17 protein-coding genes and 1 pseudogene are annotated in these 20150 nt (G+C 48.0%); all 18 read left to right on the forward strand.

Annotated elements, in window-relative coordinates:
- Positions 1 to 272, forward strand: a pseudogene (locus B5D48_RS09080) (hypothetical protein); the annotation flags it as partial.
- Between the two features lie 532 nt (positions 273 to 804).
- Positions 805 to 2352 (forward strand): hypothetical protein, encoded by a 1548-nt coding sequence (locus B5D48_RS01180; RefSeq protein WP_143742782.1) that lies wholly within the window; start codon positions 805 to 807, stop codon positions 2350 to 2352.
- 525 nt (positions 2353 to 2877) lie between these two features.
- Positions 2878 to 3636, forward strand: a complete 759-nt coding sequence (locus B5D48_RS01185) for an energy-coupling factor ABC transporter permease (RefSeq protein ID WP_023937839.1) — start codon at positions 2878 to 2880, stop codon at positions 3634 to 3636.
- A gap of 13 nt (positions 3637 to 3649) precedes the next feature.
- Positions 3650 to 3937 (forward strand): energy-coupling factor ABC transporter substrate-binding protein, encoded by a 288-nt coding sequence (locus tag B5D48_RS01190; protein ID WP_023937840.1) that lies wholly within the window; start codon positions 3650 to 3652, stop codon positions 3935 to 3937.
- A 61-nt stretch (positions 3938 to 3998) separates the two neighbouring features.
- Positions 3999 to 6086, forward strand: a complete 2088-nt coding sequence (locus tag B5D48_RS01195; RefSeq protein WP_023937841.1) for an ATP-binding cassette domain-containing protein — start codon at positions 3999 to 4001, stop codon at positions 6084 to 6086.
- The gene (gene hemA, locus B5D48_RS01200; RefSeq protein ID WP_023937842.1) at positions 6083 to 7330 is read left to right on the forward strand and encodes a glutamyl-tRNA reductase; all 1248 of its coding nucleotides are present in this window, start codon (positions 6083 to 6085) and stop codon (positions 7328 to 7330) included. Before B5D48_RS01195 ends, hemA begins: the two co-directional genes overlap by 4 nt.
- The gene (hemC, locus tag B5D48_RS01205; protein ID WP_023937844.1) at positions 7327 to 8226 is read left to right on the forward strand and encodes a hydroxymethylbilane synthase; all 900 of its coding nucleotides are present in this window, start codon (positions 7327 to 7329) and stop codon (positions 8224 to 8226) included. The genes hemA and hemC overlap by 4 nt, the downstream gene beginning before the upstream one ends.
- Positions 8223 to 9740, forward strand: a complete 1518-nt coding sequence (gene cobA, locus B5D48_RS01210) for a uroporphyrinogen-III C-methyltransferase (protein WP_023937846.1) — start codon at positions 8223 to 8225, stop codon at positions 9738 to 9740. The genes hemC and cobA overlap by 4 nt, the downstream gene beginning before the upstream one ends.
- Before the next feature lie 20 nt (positions 9741 to 9760).
- The gene (hemB, locus tag B5D48_RS01215) at positions 9761 to 10735 is read left to right on the forward strand and encodes a porphobilinogen synthase (RefSeq protein ID WP_023937848.1); all 975 of its coding nucleotides are present in this window, start codon (positions 9761 to 9763) and stop codon (positions 10733 to 10735) included.
- 6 nt (positions 10736 to 10741) lie between these two features.
- The gene (hemL, locus tag B5D48_RS01220; protein WP_023937849.1) at positions 10742 to 12031 is read left to right on the forward strand and encodes a glutamate-1-semialdehyde 2,1-aminomutase; all 1290 of its coding nucleotides are present in this window, start codon (positions 10742 to 10744) and stop codon (positions 12029 to 12031) included.
- Positions 12032 to 12227: 196 nt separating this feature from the next.
- Positions 12228 to 13583, forward strand: coding sequence for a Na(+)-translocating NADH-quinone reductase subunit A (locus B5D48_RS01225; protein WP_042120352.1), 1356 nt, complete (start codon positions 12228 to 12230; stop codon positions 13581 to 13583).
- 27 nt (positions 13584 to 13610) lie between these two features.
- Positions 13611 to 14846, forward strand: coding sequence for an NADH:ubiquinone reductase (Na(+)-transporting) subunit B (locus tag B5D48_RS01230; protein WP_042120348.1), 1236 nt, complete (start codon positions 13611 to 13613; stop codon positions 14844 to 14846).
- Between the two features lie 13 nt (positions 14847 to 14859).
- Positions 14860 to 15684: an NADH:ubiquinone reductase (Na(+)-transporting) subunit C gene (gene nqrC / locus B5D48_RS01235; RefSeq protein WP_023937852.1), complete on the forward strand. Its 825-nt coding sequence runs from the start codon at positions 14860 to 14862 to the stop codon at positions 15682 to 15684.
- Positions 15685 to 15688: 4 nt separating this feature from the next.
- Complete coding sequence (gene nqrD / locus B5D48_RS01240; RefSeq protein ID WP_023937853.1) at positions 15689 to 16321, forward strand: NADH:ubiquinone reductase (Na(+)-transporting) subunit D; 633 nt, start codon at positions 15689 to 15691, stop codon at positions 16319 to 16321.
- Between the two features lie 41 nt (positions 16322 to 16362).
- Positions 16363 to 16980, forward strand: a complete 618-nt coding sequence (nqrE, locus tag B5D48_RS01245; protein ID WP_023937854.1) for an NADH:ubiquinone reductase (Na(+)-transporting) subunit E — start codon at positions 16363 to 16365, stop codon at positions 16978 to 16980.
- 45 nt (positions 16981 to 17025) lie between these two features.
- A complete protein-coding gene (nqrF, locus tag B5D48_RS01250) occupies positions 17026 to 18264 on the forward strand; it encodes an NADH:ubiquinone reductase (Na(+)-transporting) subunit F (protein ID WP_023937855.1) in 1239 nt (412 codons plus the stop codon).
- A gap of 526 nt (positions 18265 to 18790) precedes the next feature.
- Positions 18791 to 19264, forward strand: a complete 474-nt coding sequence (queF, locus tag B5D48_RS01255) for a preQ(1) synthase (protein ID WP_023937858.1) — start codon at positions 18791 to 18793, stop codon at positions 19262 to 19264.
- A complete protein-coding gene (locus B5D48_RS01260) occupies positions 19261 to 20127 on the forward strand; it encodes a diacylglycerol/lipid kinase family protein (RefSeq protein WP_023937859.1) in 867 nt (288 codons plus the stop codon). The genes queF and B5D48_RS01260 overlap by 4 nt, the downstream gene beginning before the upstream one ends.
- Positions 20128 to 20150 lie beyond the last annotated feature (23 nt).

Consider the following 20150-nt stretch of genomic DNA (forward strand, 5'->3'; position numbering starts at 1 on the left):
TGTCGTCGCTTACGCTCGAAGGTTGTAAGATCGACAAGCCGGCCGGAGCTGTATGGAATACCTCTAAGCATGCAGTCTGCGATGCTTCCGGCAATATTATCACATCGCAAGTTGTCATCAAGCCTAACACAATCGGCATTGAGCGCATCAGTCCGAACGAGCCGGGTTATCGTAGCATATACAGCATCGAGGGCGTGAAGATCGATATCCCATTTGAGCAATTGCCTTCCGGTGTGTACATCGTAGATGGCAAGAAAGTACTCAAGATGTAATATTGCAATCGAGGATGGCGGTGCATTAGAATACGCAAACTGCTGTGTTACTTGTGACATTCGGCTTTGGGTTGCATACTCCGGCATGATCTCTTCAGCCTCCATCTTAGCACCTTGCATTTTGCGCATTCTAACTAACGCATCTGAATGGGGCTGTGGCAAAATTCGATTTTGCTACAGCCCCTTCCTCTCTTTGTAGCCCTTGTGTGTCTTCCATCGAGGCTGCTAATTCCTGTAACAGAAGGCCCAATTGCGACAATCTCTCTGCTTTTAGAGAGGGGTAGCGGAATTGTCTGACACGATCCAAGCTGGAAGATCGAGAGGAAAGAGGCCTTTCTGTTTTTTGCTAAGAATTTACTAACTTGCTCGCAAGGATCTCCCTTATAGGAAGAGACAAGGAAAGGCCTCTAACCGGAGAGGTAGCTCCTGACGCTATCTCCCACAGGGAGAGATTAGGAGTTCTTGCAATAGCTTCAAGAGGAAAAGGAATGAGCAAGTTCAATTGGAAACCAAGAAAAAGGAGAACGAAAAGATGAAAAGAACGATTACACTGGGATTATTTTTTGTGTTGTCTGTGTTGTTCTATGCAGTGCAGGCACAGGAGCCGAAGAATTACGGATTTGAAATCAACGGAGAAGTGATAGGCCCCGGGAATTATCAAAATATTACCACTATACCGGGAGTGAGCGGAATGATAAGCTATACCCCCGAAACCAAGGTCTTGAAGATGCAGAATGCCGAGCTTCTCAGCATTCGGAACATGGAAAATGAGGGTATGACAATACAGCTCACGGGAAACAATTCTGTCAGGACTACTCGTGAACTCGCTTTGGCTATGAATGTCTCAACCCGTATCACCGGCCATGGTACGCTGATGGCTGCTTCCAGAAACAATCCGGCCATACTTATTGCTGGTAGCAAGATGGGATCTTCTTCGGAATCGAAAACAGTCCTTACCGTAGATGGGGGCTGTACACTGACGGCTATTGGAACTCAAGGAATCTGTGGTAGAGCCGAGGACAAAGGGGGAGGTTTGATAATAGATGGAGCCACAGTAAAAGCCACAGGAGCCATGGGAGGCTCTGTCGTGGAGTTGCTGTCTTTTGAGCTGAGAGGAGGATGTGCGATTCGTCAGCCCAAAGGAGCTGTATTCGATGCAGAGGAAACTCATTCTATTGTCGATGCTCTGGGGCAAGTTGTGAAGACAGAGGTGATAATAGAGCCAATTGTAGAGGAAGAAGATTATGGTTTCTCGATTGTCGGTATCCCAATCACTTCTCTGAACTACCAGCGTATAGGAGAGATCGAAGGAGTAACGGGAAGTGTCGTGTATAATCCCCAAACTAAGGTCTTGACCTTAGATGGAGCCTCTATTCAGGCAAGTGGACAGGCCGGCATTTGGAATAGAGAGAATTATGATATGGTGGTAAGCCTCATGGGGAAGAATAAAATCGTAACCGAATCCAGAAGTTTCGGAGGGATCACTTTTTCCACAAGCGGGCGTATTACTGGCCACGGAGAGCTCGATTTGTCTGCGACTTATTCCGGGATCCTATTGGGAAAACCGACAGGACTTAGGATTGACGGAACTTGCAAGCTCGTAATATCCGGTGGTACTTTTGGTATGAGGGGCTGCAACAAAGAATTTCGAGAGAGTATAAGGATAGATGGGGCTCCATTGCTCAAAGTCATAGGCCTCGGTGGAGGCTCGATAGCAGAGCTGGGGTATCTTGGCTTGGAGAATGGATCTCAAATTTGGTTACCTCGGAATGCTCGATTTAGTGGAGAGAAGTGCGCTGTGGTAGATGCCAATGGAGAAATAGTGAAAACAGAGATTCTTATCTCCAATGTGGCTCCGGAGTCGGCAGAAAAGGTAGAGACAGAGCCGAGTATAGAGGCTTATACACACGAGGGATATTTGTATCTCACGTTGCCATGCAGAGAGACTCTCTATATATATGATTTGAGTGGTGTGTTGCTTAGTTCGGTCAATCTGTCCGCTGGAGAGCATCGTGTCGCCCTGCCGGAAAGAGCTTTTCTGTTGAGAGTGGGTGACCACATCATGAAAACTCTCGATTGATTTGCTTTTGCAGAAGAAGTCCATAAAGTTAAAAAACGCTTTGAGGGGATGTGCAGAGCTCTCGTGTCGAGGCCTGCTCCAGAAATAAACTTAAGGTTGTTCTCCGAGGAGGGGTGTATTGGAGACTGTTGCCCTATGCAGCAGTCTCTATCTATATGTTGTGGTATTTTGCGGACAACCTTTGTGACTGGAGACTGTTGCATAATGAGACTGTTGCGTAATACGGCTTTCGCAGCCTTATTATCGACATTCGGGCTTGATTATACATGACGAGTATTTCTCTCCGCTCCTTCTTAGAGCCTTGTGTTATGCCCGTTTTGTCCAGTCTTAGGCAGGTTTGCGAGCAAATCTGCGAAACTGTTGTATGAGGCAACAGTCTCTACTGATGATTGTTTAACTTTGTGCCGGGTGTGTCCGTTTATCAAAACTTGCTCATTCGGACAATAAGACCCATTGCCACAGAGAGTGTGTATCTCGTGTGGCATCTGTTTAGAATAAAGCGTTGTTTATCTAATCAAGGAGTATATGAAAAGGAAAAAACTCACCGCTCGTCTTTCTATCTTGTCGGCAATAGCTCTGCTTTCCATTCAACCTGCTTCGGCTATGCACATTATGGAGGGATATATGCCTCTGGATTGGTGTGCCATCTGGTATGCACTCTCTCTTCCGTTTGTTGTGCTGAGTTTTATGTATCTGCGCAGACAGGTCAAGCGTTCTCCCCGTATTCGTATTAGCTTGGGTTTGGCCGGAGCTTTCGTGTTTGTGCTGTCTGCTCTCAAATTGCCCTCGGTGACAGGGAGTAGTTCGCATTTGACAGGTACAACTCTGGGTACTGTGACTGTAGGTCCCATGGCTATGCCTCTACTTGGTCTCATTGTTTTGCTTTTTCAGGCTCTTTTGTTGGCTCATGGCGGGATCTCCACCCTTGGAGCGAACGTCTTTTCAATGGCTGTAGCCGGCCCGTTTGTTGCTTATGCTGTCTATGTATTGTTGGGTAAGATTGGTTTTAATAAGCATGAGATGCTCAGGCACATCAATCTTTTTATTGCCACTTTTCTCGGCACTATGGCTACCTATACTACCACTTCTTTCCAATTGGCAATTGTCTATCCTGACGCTCAGAGTGGCATCTGGGGGGCGGCCATGAAGTTCCTCTCTATTTTCGCTGTTACGCAGGTGCCATTGGCTATTCTCGAGGGGATTATTACGGCACTTGTCTTCTCTATCCTGCTCAAACAGGGAGTTAAGCCTGTGCATATGATGATTGCTGACAATAATAAATAACAAGGAGAGAGCTATGAAGAATTTGTCTAATCGTATTATACTGTCTTTGCTTGCGCTGTTGGCGTTGGCTGTCCCCATTGTCGGGATTTTTGTGGATTTCGGAGGAGGTACGGATGATGCTGCCGGAGAGATGATCGGGCAGATCACGCCCGGTTTCGAGCCTTCCGATCGTAGCTTTGGTATCTCTCCAAGTGAGGAGGCCGAGCCTTGGCTTTTTGTGTTGCAAATACTAATCGGGCTTATTCTCTTTGCTATAGCTCTCTATGCATTGAATAAGAATCACAAGAGAGAGCAGCGGTAGGTGAGTAGCGAATTTCTTTCTCCCTCCAATACCGGAACGTGGGTTTCTTAAACCTAAGATAATGGGTAGCGAAGCATCCTTACTCTCTCCGTTGAAGTATCGGTTTGTACTTCTTTTTGCTCTTTGCTTTTGCGCACTGGTCGTTGTACTCATCTTGCCATCGGCCAGTTTGCTTCTGGCCATGGCTGCAGTTGTGTACTCCTTGCTACTTATTTTTAAGCGAGAGGAGTTGTCCCGTTTGAAGCATATGACCGCCGTGGCTTTTGCCTTTATCCTGCTGGGGGTATTGCCTTTGCTTTTCGGGCGCACTGCAGGTGATGACAATGCCTGGCTTTCCTGGTATGGATGGGGTGTGACGGCAGATACTTTTCACATGGCTTTGTTGGTTGGCAGTCGTTGCCTGGCTGCCTTTGGGGTCTTACTGACTTTGATGGCATTCTTCCCTATTTATATGATGGCATCGGAAATGCGGCGCATGGGTATTCCCTCCTTGTTTGTCGATCTTTTTGAACTCATATACAGGTATATCTATGTTCTTTCCGAGACTGCCGAGCATATACGCACGGCCCAGATAGCTCGCCTGGGGTATGCTTCGTGGAAGACAAGACTGCATCACTCGGCTCAACTCGTCGGGCAGACTTTGGTATTGGCCTATGACGAAGCTGATAAGATGTACAACGGACTGCTTTCTCGTGGTTATGACGAAGATGCCAGCAAAGACAAAGAAAAGAGAGATACGAGGGGCACGTCTTTGCTCCCTCAGACTGATCAACCGATCTTGCAACTCAAGGATATTTGCTACGGATACGACAAATCGAAAGAGGTCCTTAAGAACTTCAACCTCTCTATCCCTGCCGGTCAGCGTTTGGCTATATTGGGGCAAAATGGAGCAGGAAAATCCACTCTGTTTCTTTTGCTTAATGGTATCTTTCGCCCATCTGTGGGTAGCATCCGACTTTCCGGATTAGAAGTAAGTAGTAGCTCGAAGGATTTGTCCCGACTGCGCAAAGAGGTTGCTTTGGTCTTTCAGAACTCCAACTATCAGTTGTTTACTCCTTCAGTGCAGGATGAGATTGCTTTTGGGTTGAGGAATATAGGTCTCACAGGGCAGGCTTTGCAGGCTCGTGTGGAGAAGCAGTTGAGAGATTTCGGCCTTGTGGAGATGCGGCACACCCCACCGCATAAGCTCAGTGATGGGCAGAAAAAATGGGTCGCTATAGCTGCTGTACTTGCCACGGACCCATCAGTTGTCATATTCGATGAGCCGACTTCCAACCTCGATTGTTTGTACAGCCGTAAAGTCTTTCGTTTGATGCGACAGCTAAGTCATGAGGGGAAGACAGTGATTCTCTGCACTCATGATATGGATTTGGCATATGAGTGGGCCGAGAGGATCGTGGTGCTGCGCAAGGGAGAGGTTTTGGGCGATGCTACTCCTTCGGAGATTTTTGCCGACACTGCTTTGTTGCACGAAACGCATCTGGATACACCACGTATGCTCCGCTGTAGCCTGCAGTCGAATACAATTCCTCGGCCGGAAGACTTACCCGGGAGCCCACAGTGTTACTTACCTCTTTTTATACACAGTGGAGCCGTCCGAGCTCTTATTGTTGGCGGAGGCCGTGGGGCTGCAGCTAAGGCTTCTACACTCACAGCTTGCGGATTGCAGACTGATGTTATTGCCACTGAGGTGTGTCCGGATATTCGTCGTTTGAGCGAGGAGAATCGGATAAGCCTATACCTGCGATCTTTTGTGCCGGGAGATACACAGCCTTACCGCTTGGTTGTAGCTGCAACGGGAGACAGTCGGCTCGATCATGCAATTTGTCGTGAAGCCGCTGATCACTCCTCCTTGTATGCAATGTTGAGTGACCCGGATCGCAGTCTGTTTCATTTCGCAGCCACAGGGCAGCGTGCAGGGATTGAGATCGCTGTGCACAGTCGGTATAGACTGCCGGAATTATCCACAGGATTAAGAGACAAAGTGCTAACTTCGTTACCCATTTCTCTCGACGATAGATTGGAAGAGTTGGGTTTGCTTCGAGCCGAATGGATACGAAGCAAATCACAAGATGAAGCATTGGCCCGGTCACTAAGACTGGCTTATGAAAATAAAGTGAAGAGTTTTATAGATAGTATTACGCTATGATAGGTCTCATAGGGATCAACCACAATACAGCCCCAGTGGAGGTTCGTCAGCAATTTGCCCTGTCTCCGGCCGAAGCCTCGGCCTTTGTAGATGGACTGGTGCAGATGGGGCAAATCTTGGGAGCGATTGTTCTTTCCACTTGCAACAGGATAGAGGTCTATTTTGAACATGAAGGATCCGACCCTGCGATTGCAGAAAAGATCAGCGAACGCTTGCGCACATTCAAGAAGATAGACTATCCCGCAACCCAGTATGTATACAGCCATAGGGGAGAGGAGGTGACATTGCACCTTTTCCGTTTGGCTGCCGGTCTGGAGTCTATGGTGGTCGGTGAGACACAGATTTTGGGGCAGCTCAAAGATGCTTTTCGGCAGGCTAACGACAACAGCCAAAGTACTTCTATGCTTTCTCGCCTTTTTCATAAGGCTTTTGAAACAGCCAAAATTATTCGCACGGAATTTATCGTATCCTCCACACCTATCTCGGCAGGTTCGGCTGCCGTAGAGATGATGGACGGCTTGCAGGGAGTGGAGCGTGATATGCCGGTTCTTATATTGGGAGCCGGGCAAATGGCCGAAACGATTCTTTCGGCTTTGAGGGCAAAGGGCTATTCTCAGGTGAAGATGTACAACAGGACTCGAGAGCGAGCAGCCAAAATGGCGGCATTGCACGGTATATCCTATTATTGTGAAGGGGAGTTGCACAAAGCTCTCGCAGCCTCTCGGCTTATTTTTGTGACCACCTCTGCCCTTACCCCTATTGTGACCCGAAACGAGATGTCGGCAAGAGACCGGGATGTCTTTCTTTTCGATATGAGTGTGCCACGCAACATCGAGCCAGAGGTGTCCGATCTGCCATTCACCCATGTCTACACCATAGATGACCTCAAGAGAGAGAATTTAGGACAAGATGTGCAAGCTCTCGATCATATCGCTATAGAGCGATGTATCTCTGAGAAAGCCAAAGAGTTTTCTTCCTGGGTAGAGGCTTCGCAGTTGCGAGGGATTATAGGCCGGATCCAGAGCGTGAGCAAGATGTTACTTGAGAAAGAATTGAACAACCTCCCATCGGCTATACCGGCAGAACAAAAGTCGCTGATCGAGGAGCATGACGAACATTTCCGCATCACACTCTCTACTGCTGTCATCGCCGCATTGAAAGAAATTACTTCCGATGGGCGAAATATGAAACATGCCGATGCGATCAATGCCCTCTGTCGGGCAATAGAAAAAAGAGAGGCATGAAAGAACATCTTGTGATAGGTACAAGGGGGAGTCGCTTGGCTCTCAAACAAACGGAGATGGTAGTCAAGGCTCTCTCTCTTGCCTTCCCCGGGCTGAATTGTTCGGTGCGGGTTATTTCTACCCGTGGCGACAGAGATCTGGAGATGTCTCTCAGTGGTCAGCTCACCAAAGGTCTTTTTACGCAGGAGATAGAAGCTGAACTTCTGGATGGGCGTATCGACATGGCTGTACACAGTCTCAAAGATTTGCCAGTAGAATGTTCCCAAGGGATTTGTATCGGGGCTTACCTGAAACGCGCTCCAGTGCAGGAGGCTTGGATCGGCCCTGCTCCTCTTGAGCGAATGCCGGCAGGGAGTATTATCGGTACTTCCAGCCCCAGGCGGATTGCCCAGTTGCAACGCGCATGTCCGTCTTTGCACACCAAGCCTATCCGAGGGAATGTGGAAACACGTATTGCCAAGCTGCGTGCCGGTGAGTTTGATGGAATATTGATGGCTTGCGCAGGTATGCTTCGGCTTGGATTGGAGGATCAGATCACCGAGCGGATACCGACCTCTACGATTGTCCCGGCTCCGGGACAGGCTGCAATAGCAGTGCATCGGAGAGAGAATGACCTGGAGACAGATCTGTTGTTGAGCGCAATCAATCATCAAGATACAGAGCGAGAAGTTGTCACCGAGCGGACTATTCTTTCGGCTCTGGGAGGGGGGTGTGCAATCCCTCTCGGCTGTTATTGTCATTATTCAGGTCAGGACAAACGGTATACTGTGCAGGCTTTCCATGCCGGTAGTAATGGAGCCGAAGCTGTCTATCTGGAGGAGTGTTTTTCTGAGGATGACTATGAACAAAGTATACGACAGATCGTACGTAAACTCAAAAGAGAAGCTACCTTATGATACAAAAAGGGAAAGTCTATCTGGCAGGAGCCGGCCCAGGAGATCCGGGTTTGCTTACTCAGCGTACAGCCCGGCTGTTGGCAGAGGCGGATGTTGTCGTCTACGATGCTCTCTCCAATCTCTCTTTGCTGGAGAATTGCAGGCCGGATGCAGAATTGATATCCGTTGGAAAACGTGTCGGCAGGCACTCTCACAGTCAAGGAGAAATCAATGAGATCCTTGTTCAGCAAGCAAAAAAAGGACTGGCGGTTGTCCGGCTCAAGGGGGGTGACCCTTTTGTTTTCGGTCGGGGTGGAGAGGAGATGCAAGCCCTCAAAGCGGCTGCCATCCCTTATGAGGTTATCCCCGGGGTAACTGCCGGAGTGGCTGTGCCGGCTTACTTCGGCATCCCTGTTTCTCACAGAGGTTTGTCTACGACCGTCACTTTTGTTACTGGCACGACCAAGGAAAACAGAGAGCCGGACTTGGATTGGCAGGCATTGGCTAGTTTGAGAGGTACGATTGTTTTTTATATGGCTACTCGAATGGCTCCTGTGATCAGTAGCAAACTGATAGAGGCTGGAATGCCTGCTGTGACACCCATGTGTATCATCAGTCGAGGAACTTTGCCTCAGCAGCATATTCTCAAAGGAATGATAGCAGACTTTACAGCCGAATACACCGATTATGAGCAGTTGTCTCCCGGTTTGATCGTTATTGGAGAGGTAACCCGATTTGCTGAGGATTATGCTTGGCATTCATCTCTGCCATTGGCCGGGAAGACTGTCCTTGTGACTCGTTCTTTGGCTCAAAGCTCCGTACTGGCCGATAAACTCAGAGAAGCCGGAGCCGAGGTGTTGCTGTTCCCGACAATTTGCATTCGTCCCAAAGATGATTTGACGGAGCTGCAAAGAGCCATTGAGCATATTGAGACTTATCACTGGTTGGTATTCACTTCGGCCAATGGTGTAGAAATCTTTTTCGATAGACTCCATACTTCGGGGTATGACTCTCGCATCTTGCATCATTTGCGATTCGGAGCTGTCGGCAAGGTGACAGCAGAGGCTCTCCGTTCTTTTGGGATACGGGCAGACTTTATCCCACAAACTCATACCGGAGAGGCTTTTGCTCGTGAACTTTCTGCTCGGGAGAGCTTGTCCGGTCTGCGTGTGCTGATTCCCGGTTCGGCTCTTTCTGGAGAGATTCTCCCTTCTTTGTTGGAAGAAAGTGGTGCAGTCTGTGAGCCGATTGCTATTTATGACAATTTGCCTATGGACTACCCAGAGCAACAATTGAGACTCCTCACAGCTCATCCCTTAGACTATATCACATTCTGCAGCTCTTCGGCAGTGGATAATTTCTACCGCCTGATAGAGCGATACGGCTTGCAAGAATGGATCTCATCTGCCCGCACTGCTGTCATCGGTCCGGTCACGGCAAAGACCCTCGCCAAGTATGACCGGCAAATTGATATAGAAGCCCCAGAGGCACATATGGATGCATTGGTGCAAGCTATTATAGGTAATGACAACTAATTCAAACAGACATAATTAATATGTTCCCTGAAACCAGACTTCGCCGTCTCAGAAGCACGGCACAAATGCGAGCTATGGTACGTGAGACTGCCCTCGCTCCGAGCGATTTTATCGCTCCTCTTTTTGTTGTACACGGACAGAATATAAAGGAAGAGATCTCTGCCATGCCGGGGCAGTATCGTTTCTCTATAGATCGAGTGGTAGACGAATGTCGTGAATTAGATGCCGAAGGTGTTTCTGGTGTGATGCTCTTCGGTATTCCAGAGCACAAGGATGCCACGGGATCTGAGGCATATAGCCCGGATGGGATAGTACAGCAGGGGATTCGGGCGATAAAGAAAGCTCTGCCTCACTTTATCGTGATAGCTGACATTTGTATGTGTGAATATACCGATCATGGGCATTGCGGTATTATACATGATCATGATGTAGATAATGATGCAACACTGGAGTATCTGTGCAAGCAAGCTGTGTCCTTGGCCCAAGCTGGAGTGGATATGGTAGCTCCCTCCGACATGATGGATGGCCGCATCAAAGCTATGCGCAAGGCTTTGGACGAAAATGGCTACACCAATTTGCCTATCATGGCATATTCGGCCAAGTTTAGCAGTGCTTTTTATGGCCCTTTCCGTGAAGCTGCAGACTCGGCTCCTTCCTTTGGAGACAGACGCTCTTATCAAATGGATCCGGCCAATGCTAATGAAGCCATCCGTGAGATCCGAGCCGATATAGAGGAAGGAGCGGACATCGTGATGGTCAAGCCGGCTTTGCCTTATCTGGATATTATCCGACGTGGTACCGAATTATTCGACCTGCCTATGGCAGCCTATCACGTGAGTGGAGAATATGCCATGGTTAAGGCTGCTGCGGCTAATGGTTGGATAGATGAGGATCGTATCATATTGGAATCTTTGATAAGTATCAAGCGTGCCGGAGCCAAGATCATCATTACCTATTTCGCCAAGGATGCCTCTCGCCTGCTTAACAAACGATAAATCGCTATGAATACAAAGCTCTCCGAAGCCCTTTTCGAGCAAGCCAATCGTTATATCCCAGGAGGAGTAAACAGTCCTGTACGCGCTTTCCGCAGTGTAGGGATGAATCCTCTTTTTATCGATCATGGCAAGGGTAGTCATATCTTCGATGTGGATGGCAATGAATACATAGACTTTATATCATCTTGGGGCCCCCTTATTTTAGGGCATGCCAACCCCACCATCCAGACGGCCATCCAGGCAGAGGTTGAGAAGGGAACCAGCTATGGAGCCTGCAATGCATTGGAAGTGGAGATGGCCAAAGCCATATGCTCTTTCTTTCCTTCTACCGAGAAGGTAAGGATGGTCAATTCCGGTACCGAAGCCACAATGAGTGCCATACGGTTGGCTCGTGGTTATACGGGGCGTTCGCGTATCATCAAGTTCGATGGCTGCTATCATGGACATGCAGATAGCTTCTTGATCAATGCCGGTTCGGGTTTGGCGACCTATGGTGCAAGTGGTAGTGCCGGAGTCACAGAGCATACTGCACACGACACGTTAGTGGCAGTGTACAATGACATTAATTCTGTGCGTAATCTGCTTGATCTCTATCCGCAGGAAATTGCGGCTGTGATCATTGAGCCCATTATGGGTAATATGGGGCTGATCCTGCCCAAGAATGGTTTCTTGCAGGAGCTGCGTGAGCTGACAAGAGAGCGTGGTGTACTGCTCATTTTCGATGAAGTCATTAGTGGTTTTCGTGCTGCTAAGGGTGGGGCACAGGAGTTGTATGGAGTTTGTCCGGATTTGACATGCCTTGGCAAAATCATCGGAGGAGGTTTGCCGGTAGGAGCCTTTGGAGGGCGTGCTGAAATAATGGATTTGCTCTCGCCTCTTGGCCCGGTCTACCAAGCCGGGACTCTCTCGGGTAATCCTTTGGCGATGGCAGCCGGTTTGGCGATGTTGAAACAATTGGCAGAAGAAGGTTTCTATGATAAACTGGAAGAAATAGGAGCTGAATTTGAGCGTCTTGTAAGAGAGGCGATTGCCCCCTACAAGAATCTCCTCTCGTTCAATCGGTGTGGTTCGCTTTGTACCCTCTTTTTCAAGTCCGGTGGGGTGAAAATGAACGAAGATGCCAAGCTCTCCGATACGGGACTGTATGCACGCTACTTCCGCATGATGATCGAGCGTGGCATTTATTTGCCTCCAAGCCAGTTTGAGTGCATGTTCCTCGGTGCAGCACACAACACCGAAGATTTGCAGCGGACATCCAAAGCAATGCGGGAGGTGTTGGATATTCTCTTTACTTAATAAAGCCTGTCACTATATCGACAGCCGTATGAGGAGCTCTTTTGAGAAGGGTTTCTCATACGGCTGTTGCCGTTTAGCTCTCTTTACAAAGAACTCAAGCAATAGTCTCATTTTATGTGATTATGACATAAACAAAACCCGAAACTTATTGAGTACCTTTGCACTCTCCAAATTGCGATTTACTAACTACAGATATATGGCAAAGGTTATGAGAATTAAGAAGGGTCTCTCGCTCAACCTGAAAGGGAAAGCCCCAGAAGAGCGTTTGCGCCCACTCTCTCCAAGCTCCACTTATGCAGTGGTTCCGGATGATTATCCCGGTCTGTTGCCTAAGTTGATGGTGCGAGAAGGTGACCGGGTATTAGCCGGAAGCCCTTTGATGTACCACAAAGGAGCGGAGGAATTGGTATTTACCTCTCCTGTTTCCGGAGAAGTGCTGTCTATCAATCGGGGGGCTAAGCGCAAGATACTCAGCATAGAGATCAAACCGGATGCAACAATCGAGTATGCTCCTTTTGATATAAGTCGGGCTGCGAACCTCCCGGCAGATCAGTTGCGTAATTTGCTCCTTTCTTCCGGTATGTGGAGCTTGCTTCGTCAGCGTCCGTTTGATCGGATAGCAGATTTGAGGCAGACTCCCCGGGATATTTTTGTGACAGCTCATTTTACCGCCCCTCTGGCCCCTCGTTGTGCTTATATGTTGGCTGGGCGTGAGGCCGAGTTGCAAGCTGGTCTGTCAGCCCTGGCAAAGCTCACTCAGGGCAAGGTGTATGTGGCAGTAGAGCCGGGTGCTTTCCCGAATTTGAAAGAGGTAGAGCGTGTGGAGGTCTCCGGACCTCATCCGGCTGGTCTTTGTGGAACGCTTATCAATAAAATTGCCCCTGTAAACAAAGGCGAGATGGTATGGACGCTCAAAGCCACTGATGCAGCTGTGATAGGCCGTTTCTTGCTGACAGGTAAGACAGATTTCAGTCGTCCTGTAGCTCTCACCGGAAGCGATGCAGCTCAGCATGGCTATACCGAGTTGTTGCCGGGTTGTCGAGTACGTGAGGTGTTTGCAGATGCGCTCTGTGTCAGAAAAGAGCATGAGCGTGTGATTTGTGGAGATGTGCTCACTGGGCGCAAACTTGACGACAGCAATCCTTTCTTCCCACAAGGTTGTGATCAAATCACTGTGATTCCGGAGGGAGACGATGTAAACGAGTTTTTTGGTTGGGCTACACCTGGCTTCGGCAAGCTTAGTCACAGTCGTAGTTTCTTCTCTTGGATGAGTCCGAAGAGCCGAGAATATGTGGTTGATGCCCGTGTGAAGGGAGGCGAGAGGGCGATGATTATGAGCAACGAATATGACAAAGTATTTGCTCTCAATATTTTGCCCGAGTATTTGCTCAAGGCAATCATTGCCTTCGATATCCCCAAGATGGAAGATTTGGGGATTTATGAGGTAGCCCCGGAAGACTTTGCCCTCTGTGAATTTGTCGATACTTCCAAGATAGAGATACAGCACATTGTACGTCAGGGCTTAGACCTGCTCTACAAAGAAATTAACTGATCACAAACCCACTAATTTATCAATACAGTGAAAGCGCTAAGAAGAACATTAGACAAGATGAAGCCTACCTTCCAACCCGGAGGTAAGCTCTCTGCTTTTCATTCGGTATTCGAAGGGTTTGAGACCTTCCTCTTTGTACCGAACAAGACTGCCCGTACGGGTGTGCATATCCATGATGCTGTAGACTCCAAGCGTACCATGACAGTTGTGATCATGGCCCTTATGCCGGCTCTACTCTTTGGTATGTACAATATTGGTTACCAACACTATCTGGCTGTCGGTCAGCTGTCTCAGGCTGGATTTTGGACACTCTTTGCCTTTGGTCTCTTGGCTGTTTTGCCCAAGATTGTAGTGTCTTATGTTGTCGGTTTGGGTATCGAATTTACCATAGCTCAGAAGAAACACGAAGAGATACAGGAGGGATTCCTTGTTTCCGGTATGCTTATCCCTATGATTGTACCCGTGGACACTCCTCTCTGGATGATAGCAGTAGCAACCGCTATTGCTGTTGTTTTTGCTAAAGAAGTTTTTGGCGGCACCGGTTATAATGTGTTCAATGTGGCCCTTGTGACACGCGCAATCTTGTTCTTTTCTTACCCGAGCAAGATGAGTGGAGATGAGGTCTTTGTGCGTACCGGCACCAGCTTTGGTATGGGTAGTGGCACTGTGGTCGATGGCTTTTCCGGAGCAACTCCTTTGGGGCAGATAGCAGTATCCTCTGACACTGCGACTCCTATAGCTGAGCAACTGCACAATATTATGAATAACCCGTTGGATCTCTGGCACCAATTCTTGGGGCTGATCCCGGGATCTATAGGGGAAACCTCCAAGTTGGCAATTCTATTGGGAGCTATTCTTCTCATCTGGACGGGTATCGCTAGTTGGAAGATTATGCTTTCCGGTCTGGCTGGAGCCTCATTCATGGCATTCATTTTCAATCTTTTTGGCAGCACACCAGCTATGCAGGTTAGCCCTTTGCAGCACATGTTGCTTGGTGGTTTTCTCTTCGGCTTGGTATTTATGGCAACAGACCCTGTTACATCGGCTCGCACCGAGACTGGTAAGTGGGTCTATGGTTTTTTGGTCGGTCTTATGGCTGTCTTCATTCGTGTGCTCAACCCCGGCTATCCGGAGGGTATGATGCTTGCTATTCTTCTGATGAATGTTTTTGCTCCACTGATCGACTACTTTGTGGTGGATGCTAACATCAAGATGCGCAAACGCAGGCTAAGCAAATGCAAACAGGGAGTAAACGCCCAATAATCAACAGACGGTTATGAATAGAGAAAGTAATTCATATACAGTAGTCTATGCCACCATCATGGTGGTACTTGTGGCAGTGGCTCTGGCATTTACAGCTCAGGCCCTGAAGGAGACACAGGACAACAACGTGAAAATAGACAAGATGCAGCAGATCCTCCGTTCGGTAGGTATTGTAGAGAACGCCAAGTCTGCTGTTATTGATAAGTACAGATCAACGATCAAACAAGAACTTCTGGTCCGTGCCGATGGCTCTATTGCCCAAACTTATGAAGGAAACAAAATTGCCGACAATGAGGCATTTTCCCTTAACACGGCAAATGCTTTCAAGGAATTGAGCAAGGGCAAAAAAGATCTGACTATGCCGGTCTATGTGGCCGAAGTAGCCGGTACTACCAAATATATTTTCCCTCTCAACGGAGCCGGTTTGTGGGGGCCGATTTGGGGATATATTTCGGTAGATGAGGATTGCAATACGGTATTTGGTTCGGATTTCGGACATCAGGGGGAAACTCCGGGACTCGGAGCTGAAATCGCTACTCCCAAATTTATTGATCAATTCTCTGGCAAAACGCTTTTTGATAAGGATGAGTTTGTTAGTATAGCTGTCGTGAAACCTGGTCAGAAACCTCATCGTGAAGGGCAGGACTATGTAGATGGAATATCCGGAGGAACGCTCACCAGCAATGGAGTAAATGAAATGCTTTTTTCTTCCCTCCGGCATTACACTGCATTTCTTATGCAGCACCGTGCTACAGCAGATACGCCTGCTCTTTCTTCTGCTGATGGCGAGGAAGCAGTGCAAGATGTTTCAATGACAACCGTAATCGAAAACAACTAAGCATATGGCACTCTGGAATAAGAAAAATAAAGAAATCTTACTGTCTCCATTGAGCAAAAACAACCCTGTGATTGTGCAGATGCTCGGTATTTGCTCTGCTCTTGCTGTTACAGCTAAGTTGGAGCCTTCGATCGTGATGGCTATATCGGTGACTATTGTGGTGGCTTTTGCTAATGTGATTATCTCACTGTTGCGCAAGACGATCCCGTCTCGGATACGTATTATTGTGCAGCTTGTTGTGGTGGCAGCTTTGGTAACGGTTGTGAGCGAGCTCTTGCAGGCCTATGCATATGATGTGAATAAACAGCTCTCGGTATTCGTTGGCCTGATCATCACCAACTGTATCCTTATGGGGCGTCTTGAAGCTTTTGCTCTTGGCAATGGGCCATGGGAGAGTTTTCTCGATGGAATTGGTAATGGAGCTGGCTATGGACTGGTATTGATAGTGATCGGATTTTTCCGTGAGCTATTTGGCTCGGGTTCTCTGTTGGGCATGAGAATAATCCCCGAATCTTTCTATGAAATGGGTTATGCCAATAATGGCCTAATGGTTATGCCTCCGATGGCACTGCTTCTGGCAGCTTGTATCGTTTGGGTACACCGTGCTCGAAACAAAGACTTGCAGGAGGAGAACTAAGCAACAGCAGTGTCACACAGTAATAAAAGCCAAAACAAACAATGGATTATATAAGCTTATTTGTCCGCTCGATCTTTGTGGACAACATGGTTTTCGCTTTCTACCTGGGGATGTGTTCCTATCTGGCCGTTTCCAAAAATGTGAAAACCTCCATAGGTCTGGGTGCAGCTGTGACTTTCGTCTTAGTATGTACGTTGCCTATCAACTATATGCTTGAGAATTACGTCCTGAAAGACGGGGCCCTGGCGAGCTGGCTTGGCGAGACTTTCCGTGGCGTAGATTTGAGCTTTCTTTCGTTGATCATCTTTATTGCGGTAATTGCCTCATTTGTGCAGCTTGTGGAGATGGTGATTGAGCGTTTTAGTCCTGCGCTGTATAACTCTCTTGGGATTTTCCTGCCGTTGATAGCTGTCAATTGTGCTATTCTCGGGGGATCGCTCTTTATGCAACAGCGAGAATTTGCCAATGTCGGTATGGCTACGGTCTATGGCTTTGGTTCGGGGATTGGTTGGATGCTTGCCATCGTTGGTATGGCAGCCATACGTGAGAAGTTGCAGTACTCCGATATCCCCAAGCCCTTGCGTGGATTGGGAATTGCCTTTATCATCACCGGATTGATGGGAATTGCTTTCCTGAGCTTCTCTGGGGTCAAGTTTTGAAGCTGACAAGTATATAAGTCCAACTCATAGATCAGTCGAATCGAAATGATGCAGATAATACTTACGAGTGTGGTTGTCTTTGTGGTCATCACACTCATCTTGGTGATAGCTTTGCTATTTGCCAAGAGCAAGCTGGTTCCTTCAGGAACAGTAAAGCTCTCTATTAACAACGACAGCAATTTGGATGTGCCTATTGGAGGAACTTTGCTAAATACACTGCAGTCCAACAATATCTTTCTCTCTTCGGCTTGTGGTGGAGGTGGTAGCTGCGGACAGTGTCGCTGTCGTGTGGAAGAGGGTGGAGGACAGATCCTGCCTACCGAGATTCCCCACTTTACCTATAAGGAGCAGAACAACCACTGGCGATTGGCTTGCCAAACGAAAGTGAAGGAAGATATGTCTATCCAGATACCGGAGAGTGTTTTTGGGGTGAAAGAATGGGAGTGCGAAGTCGTATCGAATCGCAACGTATCCACCTTTATCAAGGAATTTGTAGTACGTCTGCCCAAGGGTGAGGTGCTGAATTTCCAGAGTGGTAGCTATGCACAGATCTCTATCCCCAAGTATGACATCAAGTACTCCGATATGGAAGTCGAAGAGAAGTTCCGATCGGATTGGGATAAGTTCAAAATGTGGGATCTCTCTGCTCGCAATGATGAGGAGACCGTGAGAGCCTATTCGATGGCCAATTATCCGGCAGAGGGCAATATCATCACACTCAATGTCCGTATTGCTACTCCTCCTATTGACCGCAACACCCATACTTGGGCAGCGGGCATACCGGCCGGTATTTCTTCCTCCTACATCTTCTCTCTCAAAGCGGGAGACAAGGTACGTATGAGTGGGCCCTACGGAGACTTCCATATTCAAGATACCAATGCCGAGATGCTCTATATCGGAGGAGGAGCTGGTATGGCACCATTGCGTGCTCATATACTGCACCTCTTCAAGACTCTCAAGACTGGTCGTAAGGTATCTTACTGGTATGGAGCTCGCTCGAAGAAAGAGATCTTCTATGAAGAAGACTTCCGAGAGATAGAGAGAGAGTTCCCCAATTTCTCTTTCCACATAGCTCTTTCTGATCCGCAGCCGGAAGATAACTGGACCGGATACACAGGTTTCATCCATCAGGTGATTCTTGACAATTATCTCAAGGACCACGAGGCACCGGAGGATATCGAATACTATATGTGTGGTCCTGGCCCAATGGCCAATGCCGTGAAGGTGATGCTCGACAATCTGGGCGTTGCACGAGAGCAGTTATTCTTCGACGACTTCGGTTGATGCACTGTTGGGTAGCTCCGACTTTGCGAGCTATTTAATCTCTTGTTTATCAGAAATTCGAGTTGCCCTATAGCTCTCGAAGATTACAAACGGCTGTCACTCTGTGAGGAAGAGTGGCAGCCGTTTGTTTTTGTACAAAAGCTAATTCGGTCAAGGAACGAAGGATTTTCTCGCCTCTTGGATTATCGGATGCATTTGATCATTACACAATAAGAGGGTAGGGCTATGATAAACATGTTGCTTAGCTCATGTTGCAACATACTTCTACCGGGAGTTCAGCCTTGACACGCCAATTGGCTGCCTATGTTGCACCTCCACCAAAGGAGTGCTGCTATCTTCAGCAGATAATTCGATAGATTCGCAATCCAAGGAAAACATATTCTGATGCAGTTGCCTTGATAGGAGGCTGCTGCGGCACAGAGGTTTGTAGAAAAAAGCCTTTCTTTGTAGCCAAGCTGTCGTAGCCGGGGCTTTGTAGTCGAATTTGTAGGCTGCGACACAGATGTTTTATTATTAAGCTATTTCGATGTATAGTACGAAAGATAGAGATCAAGAGTTGAGTGCCCTTGGTAGCAAAGTTGATTATAAGCAGGATTATGCACCCGAAGTGTTAGAGGCTTTTACCAACAGACATCCTGATAATGACTATTGGGTGCGCTTCCACTGCCCCGAGTTTACCAGTCTTTGTCCCATCACGTCTCAACCCGATTTTGCCACAATTTATATTGACTATATCCCGGGTGAACGAATGGTGGAGAGTAAGAGCTTGAAGCTCTACCTGTTTAGTTTTCGTCAGCATGGAGCTTTCCATGAAGATTGTGTCAACATCATCATGAAAGATCTTATCGCACTTATGGATCCCAAGTATATAGAAGTACTGGGAGACTTTACCCCTCGTGGTGGTATCAGCATATTGCCCTACTGCAACTATGGTCGGCCGGGTACCAAGTATGCCGAATTGGCCGAGCAGAGATTGTTCCTCCATCAGTCACCGAGATGAAAATTCTTGCTATCATCAACCCCATAGCTGGAGTTGGGGAGAAGAGCCAAGTCCCTTCTCGATTGGCCAAGGCTATTCAAGACACGGACCATCAGTTGGCTGTTACCTACACCAAGAGTGCAGGTCACGCCGCTCAGATCGCACATCAGGCGATAGAGATGGGTTTTGAGGCAGTGATAGCGGTAGGAGGAGATGGCACTGTCAATGAGATCGCCTCTGTCCTGAGGCATACTGATGTTACATTGGGCATTATCCCCAAAGGTTCCGGCAATGGTTTGGCCAGAGCTTTGCATATCCCCATGACCATCACAGGAGCTATAGATCGCATTGTCAAAGGCAATGTCCGCACTATCGATTGCTGTATGGCTAATGATCACGCCTTTTTCTGTACCTGTGGTTTGGGGTTTGATGCTAAGGTGAGCGAAGAGTTCTCCAAAGCCTCTCGGCGAGGCCCTCTGCAATATGTTTTCACTACAGTATCGGAGTTTCTCACTTATAAGCCGGAATTTTATCATCTGTGTATAGACGGGCAATGTTTTTCGCAAGAGGCCTTCGTCCTCACGGTAGCCAATGCCCCACAGTATGGCAATAATGCCTATATCGCCCCCGGTGCAAGTCTTGAAGACGGGATCATGGATGTGGTCGTGATTAGTCCTGTGAAGCAAGTACAGGGGCCAGTCTTGGCCTTGCAGCTATTCACTGGGAAAATAGGTAGTAATAAACACCTGGATCGCTATTCCGCCAAAGAGTTGGTGGTGGAGCGTTCTTCTTCGGGCATGGTACATCTGGATGGGGAACCGATTGAGATGGGCAAGGAAATTAAGATTGTCGTACAACCGGCAGCTGTGCGTGTTTTTGTTTAGCTCTCTGCTCACTGTATAATCCA

It is taken from the genome of Porphyromonas crevioricanis (assembly GCF_900167225.1).
GTDB lineage: Bacteria > Bacteroidota > Bacteroidia > Bacteroidales > Porphyromonadaceae > Porphyromonas > Porphyromonas crevioricanis.

Excerpts from the sequence above, each read along its gene's own strand:
- hemB (WP_023937848.1), top strand. The coding sequence starts at position 9,761 with ATGTTCCCTGAAACCAGACTTCGCCGTCTCAGAAGCACGGCACAAATG.
- hemC (WP_023937844.1), top strand. The coding sequence starts at position 7,327 with ATGAAAGAACATCTTGTGATAGGTACAAGGGGGAGTCGCTTGGCTCTC.
- B5D48_RS01185 (WP_023937839.1), top strand. The coding sequence starts at position 2,878 with ATGAAAAGGAAAAAACTCACCGCTCGTCTTTCTATCTTGTCGGCAATA.
- nqrC (WP_023937852.1), top strand. The coding sequence starts at position 14,860 with ATGAATAGAGAAAGTAATTCATATACAGTAGTCTATGCCACCATCATG.
- nqrD (WP_023937853.1), top strand. The coding sequence starts at position 15,689 with ATGGCACTCTGGAATAAGAAAAATAAAGAAATCTTACTGTCTCCATTG.
- cobA (WP_023937846.1), top strand. The coding sequence starts at position 8,223 with ATGATACAAAAAGGGAAAGTCTATCTGGCAGGAGCCGGCCCAGGAGAT.
- nqrF (WP_023937855.1), top strand. The coding sequence starts at position 17,026 with ATGATGCAGATAATACTTACGAGTGTGGTTGTCTTTGTGGTCATCACA.
- B5D48_RS01260 (WP_023937859.1), top strand. The coding sequence starts at position 19,261 with ATGAAAATTCTTGCTATCATCAACCCCATAGCTGGAGTTGGGGAGAAG.
- hemA (WP_023937842.1), top strand. The coding sequence starts at position 6,083 with ATGATAGGTCTCATAGGGATCAACCACAATACAGCCCCAGTGGAGGTT.
- nqrE (WP_023937854.1), top strand. The coding sequence starts at position 16,363 with ATGGATTATATAAGCTTATTTGTCCGCTCGATCTTTGTGGACAACATG.
- B5D48_RS01195 (WP_023937841.1), top strand. The coding sequence starts at position 3,999 with ATGGGTAGCGAAGCATCCTTACTCTCTCCGTTGAAGTATCGGTTTGTA.
- hemL (WP_023937849.1), top strand. The coding sequence starts at position 10,742 with ATGAATACAAAGCTCTCCGAAGCCCTTTTCGAGCAAGCCAATCGTTAT.
- B5D48_RS01180 (WP_143742782.1), top strand. The coding sequence starts at position 805 with ATGAAAAGAACGATTACACTGGGATTATTTTTTGTGTTGTCTGTGTTG.
- queF (WP_023937858.1), top strand. The coding sequence starts at position 18,791 with ATGTATAGTACGAAAGATAGAGATCAAGAGTTGAGTGCCCTTGGTAGC.
- B5D48_RS01225 (WP_042120352.1), top strand. The coding sequence starts at position 12,228 with ATGGCAAAGGTTATGAGAATTAAGAAGGGTCTCTCGCTCAACCTGAAA.
- B5D48_RS01190 (WP_023937840.1), top strand. The coding sequence starts at position 3,650 with ATGAAGAATTTGTCTAATCGTATTATACTGTCTTTGCTTGCGCTGTTG.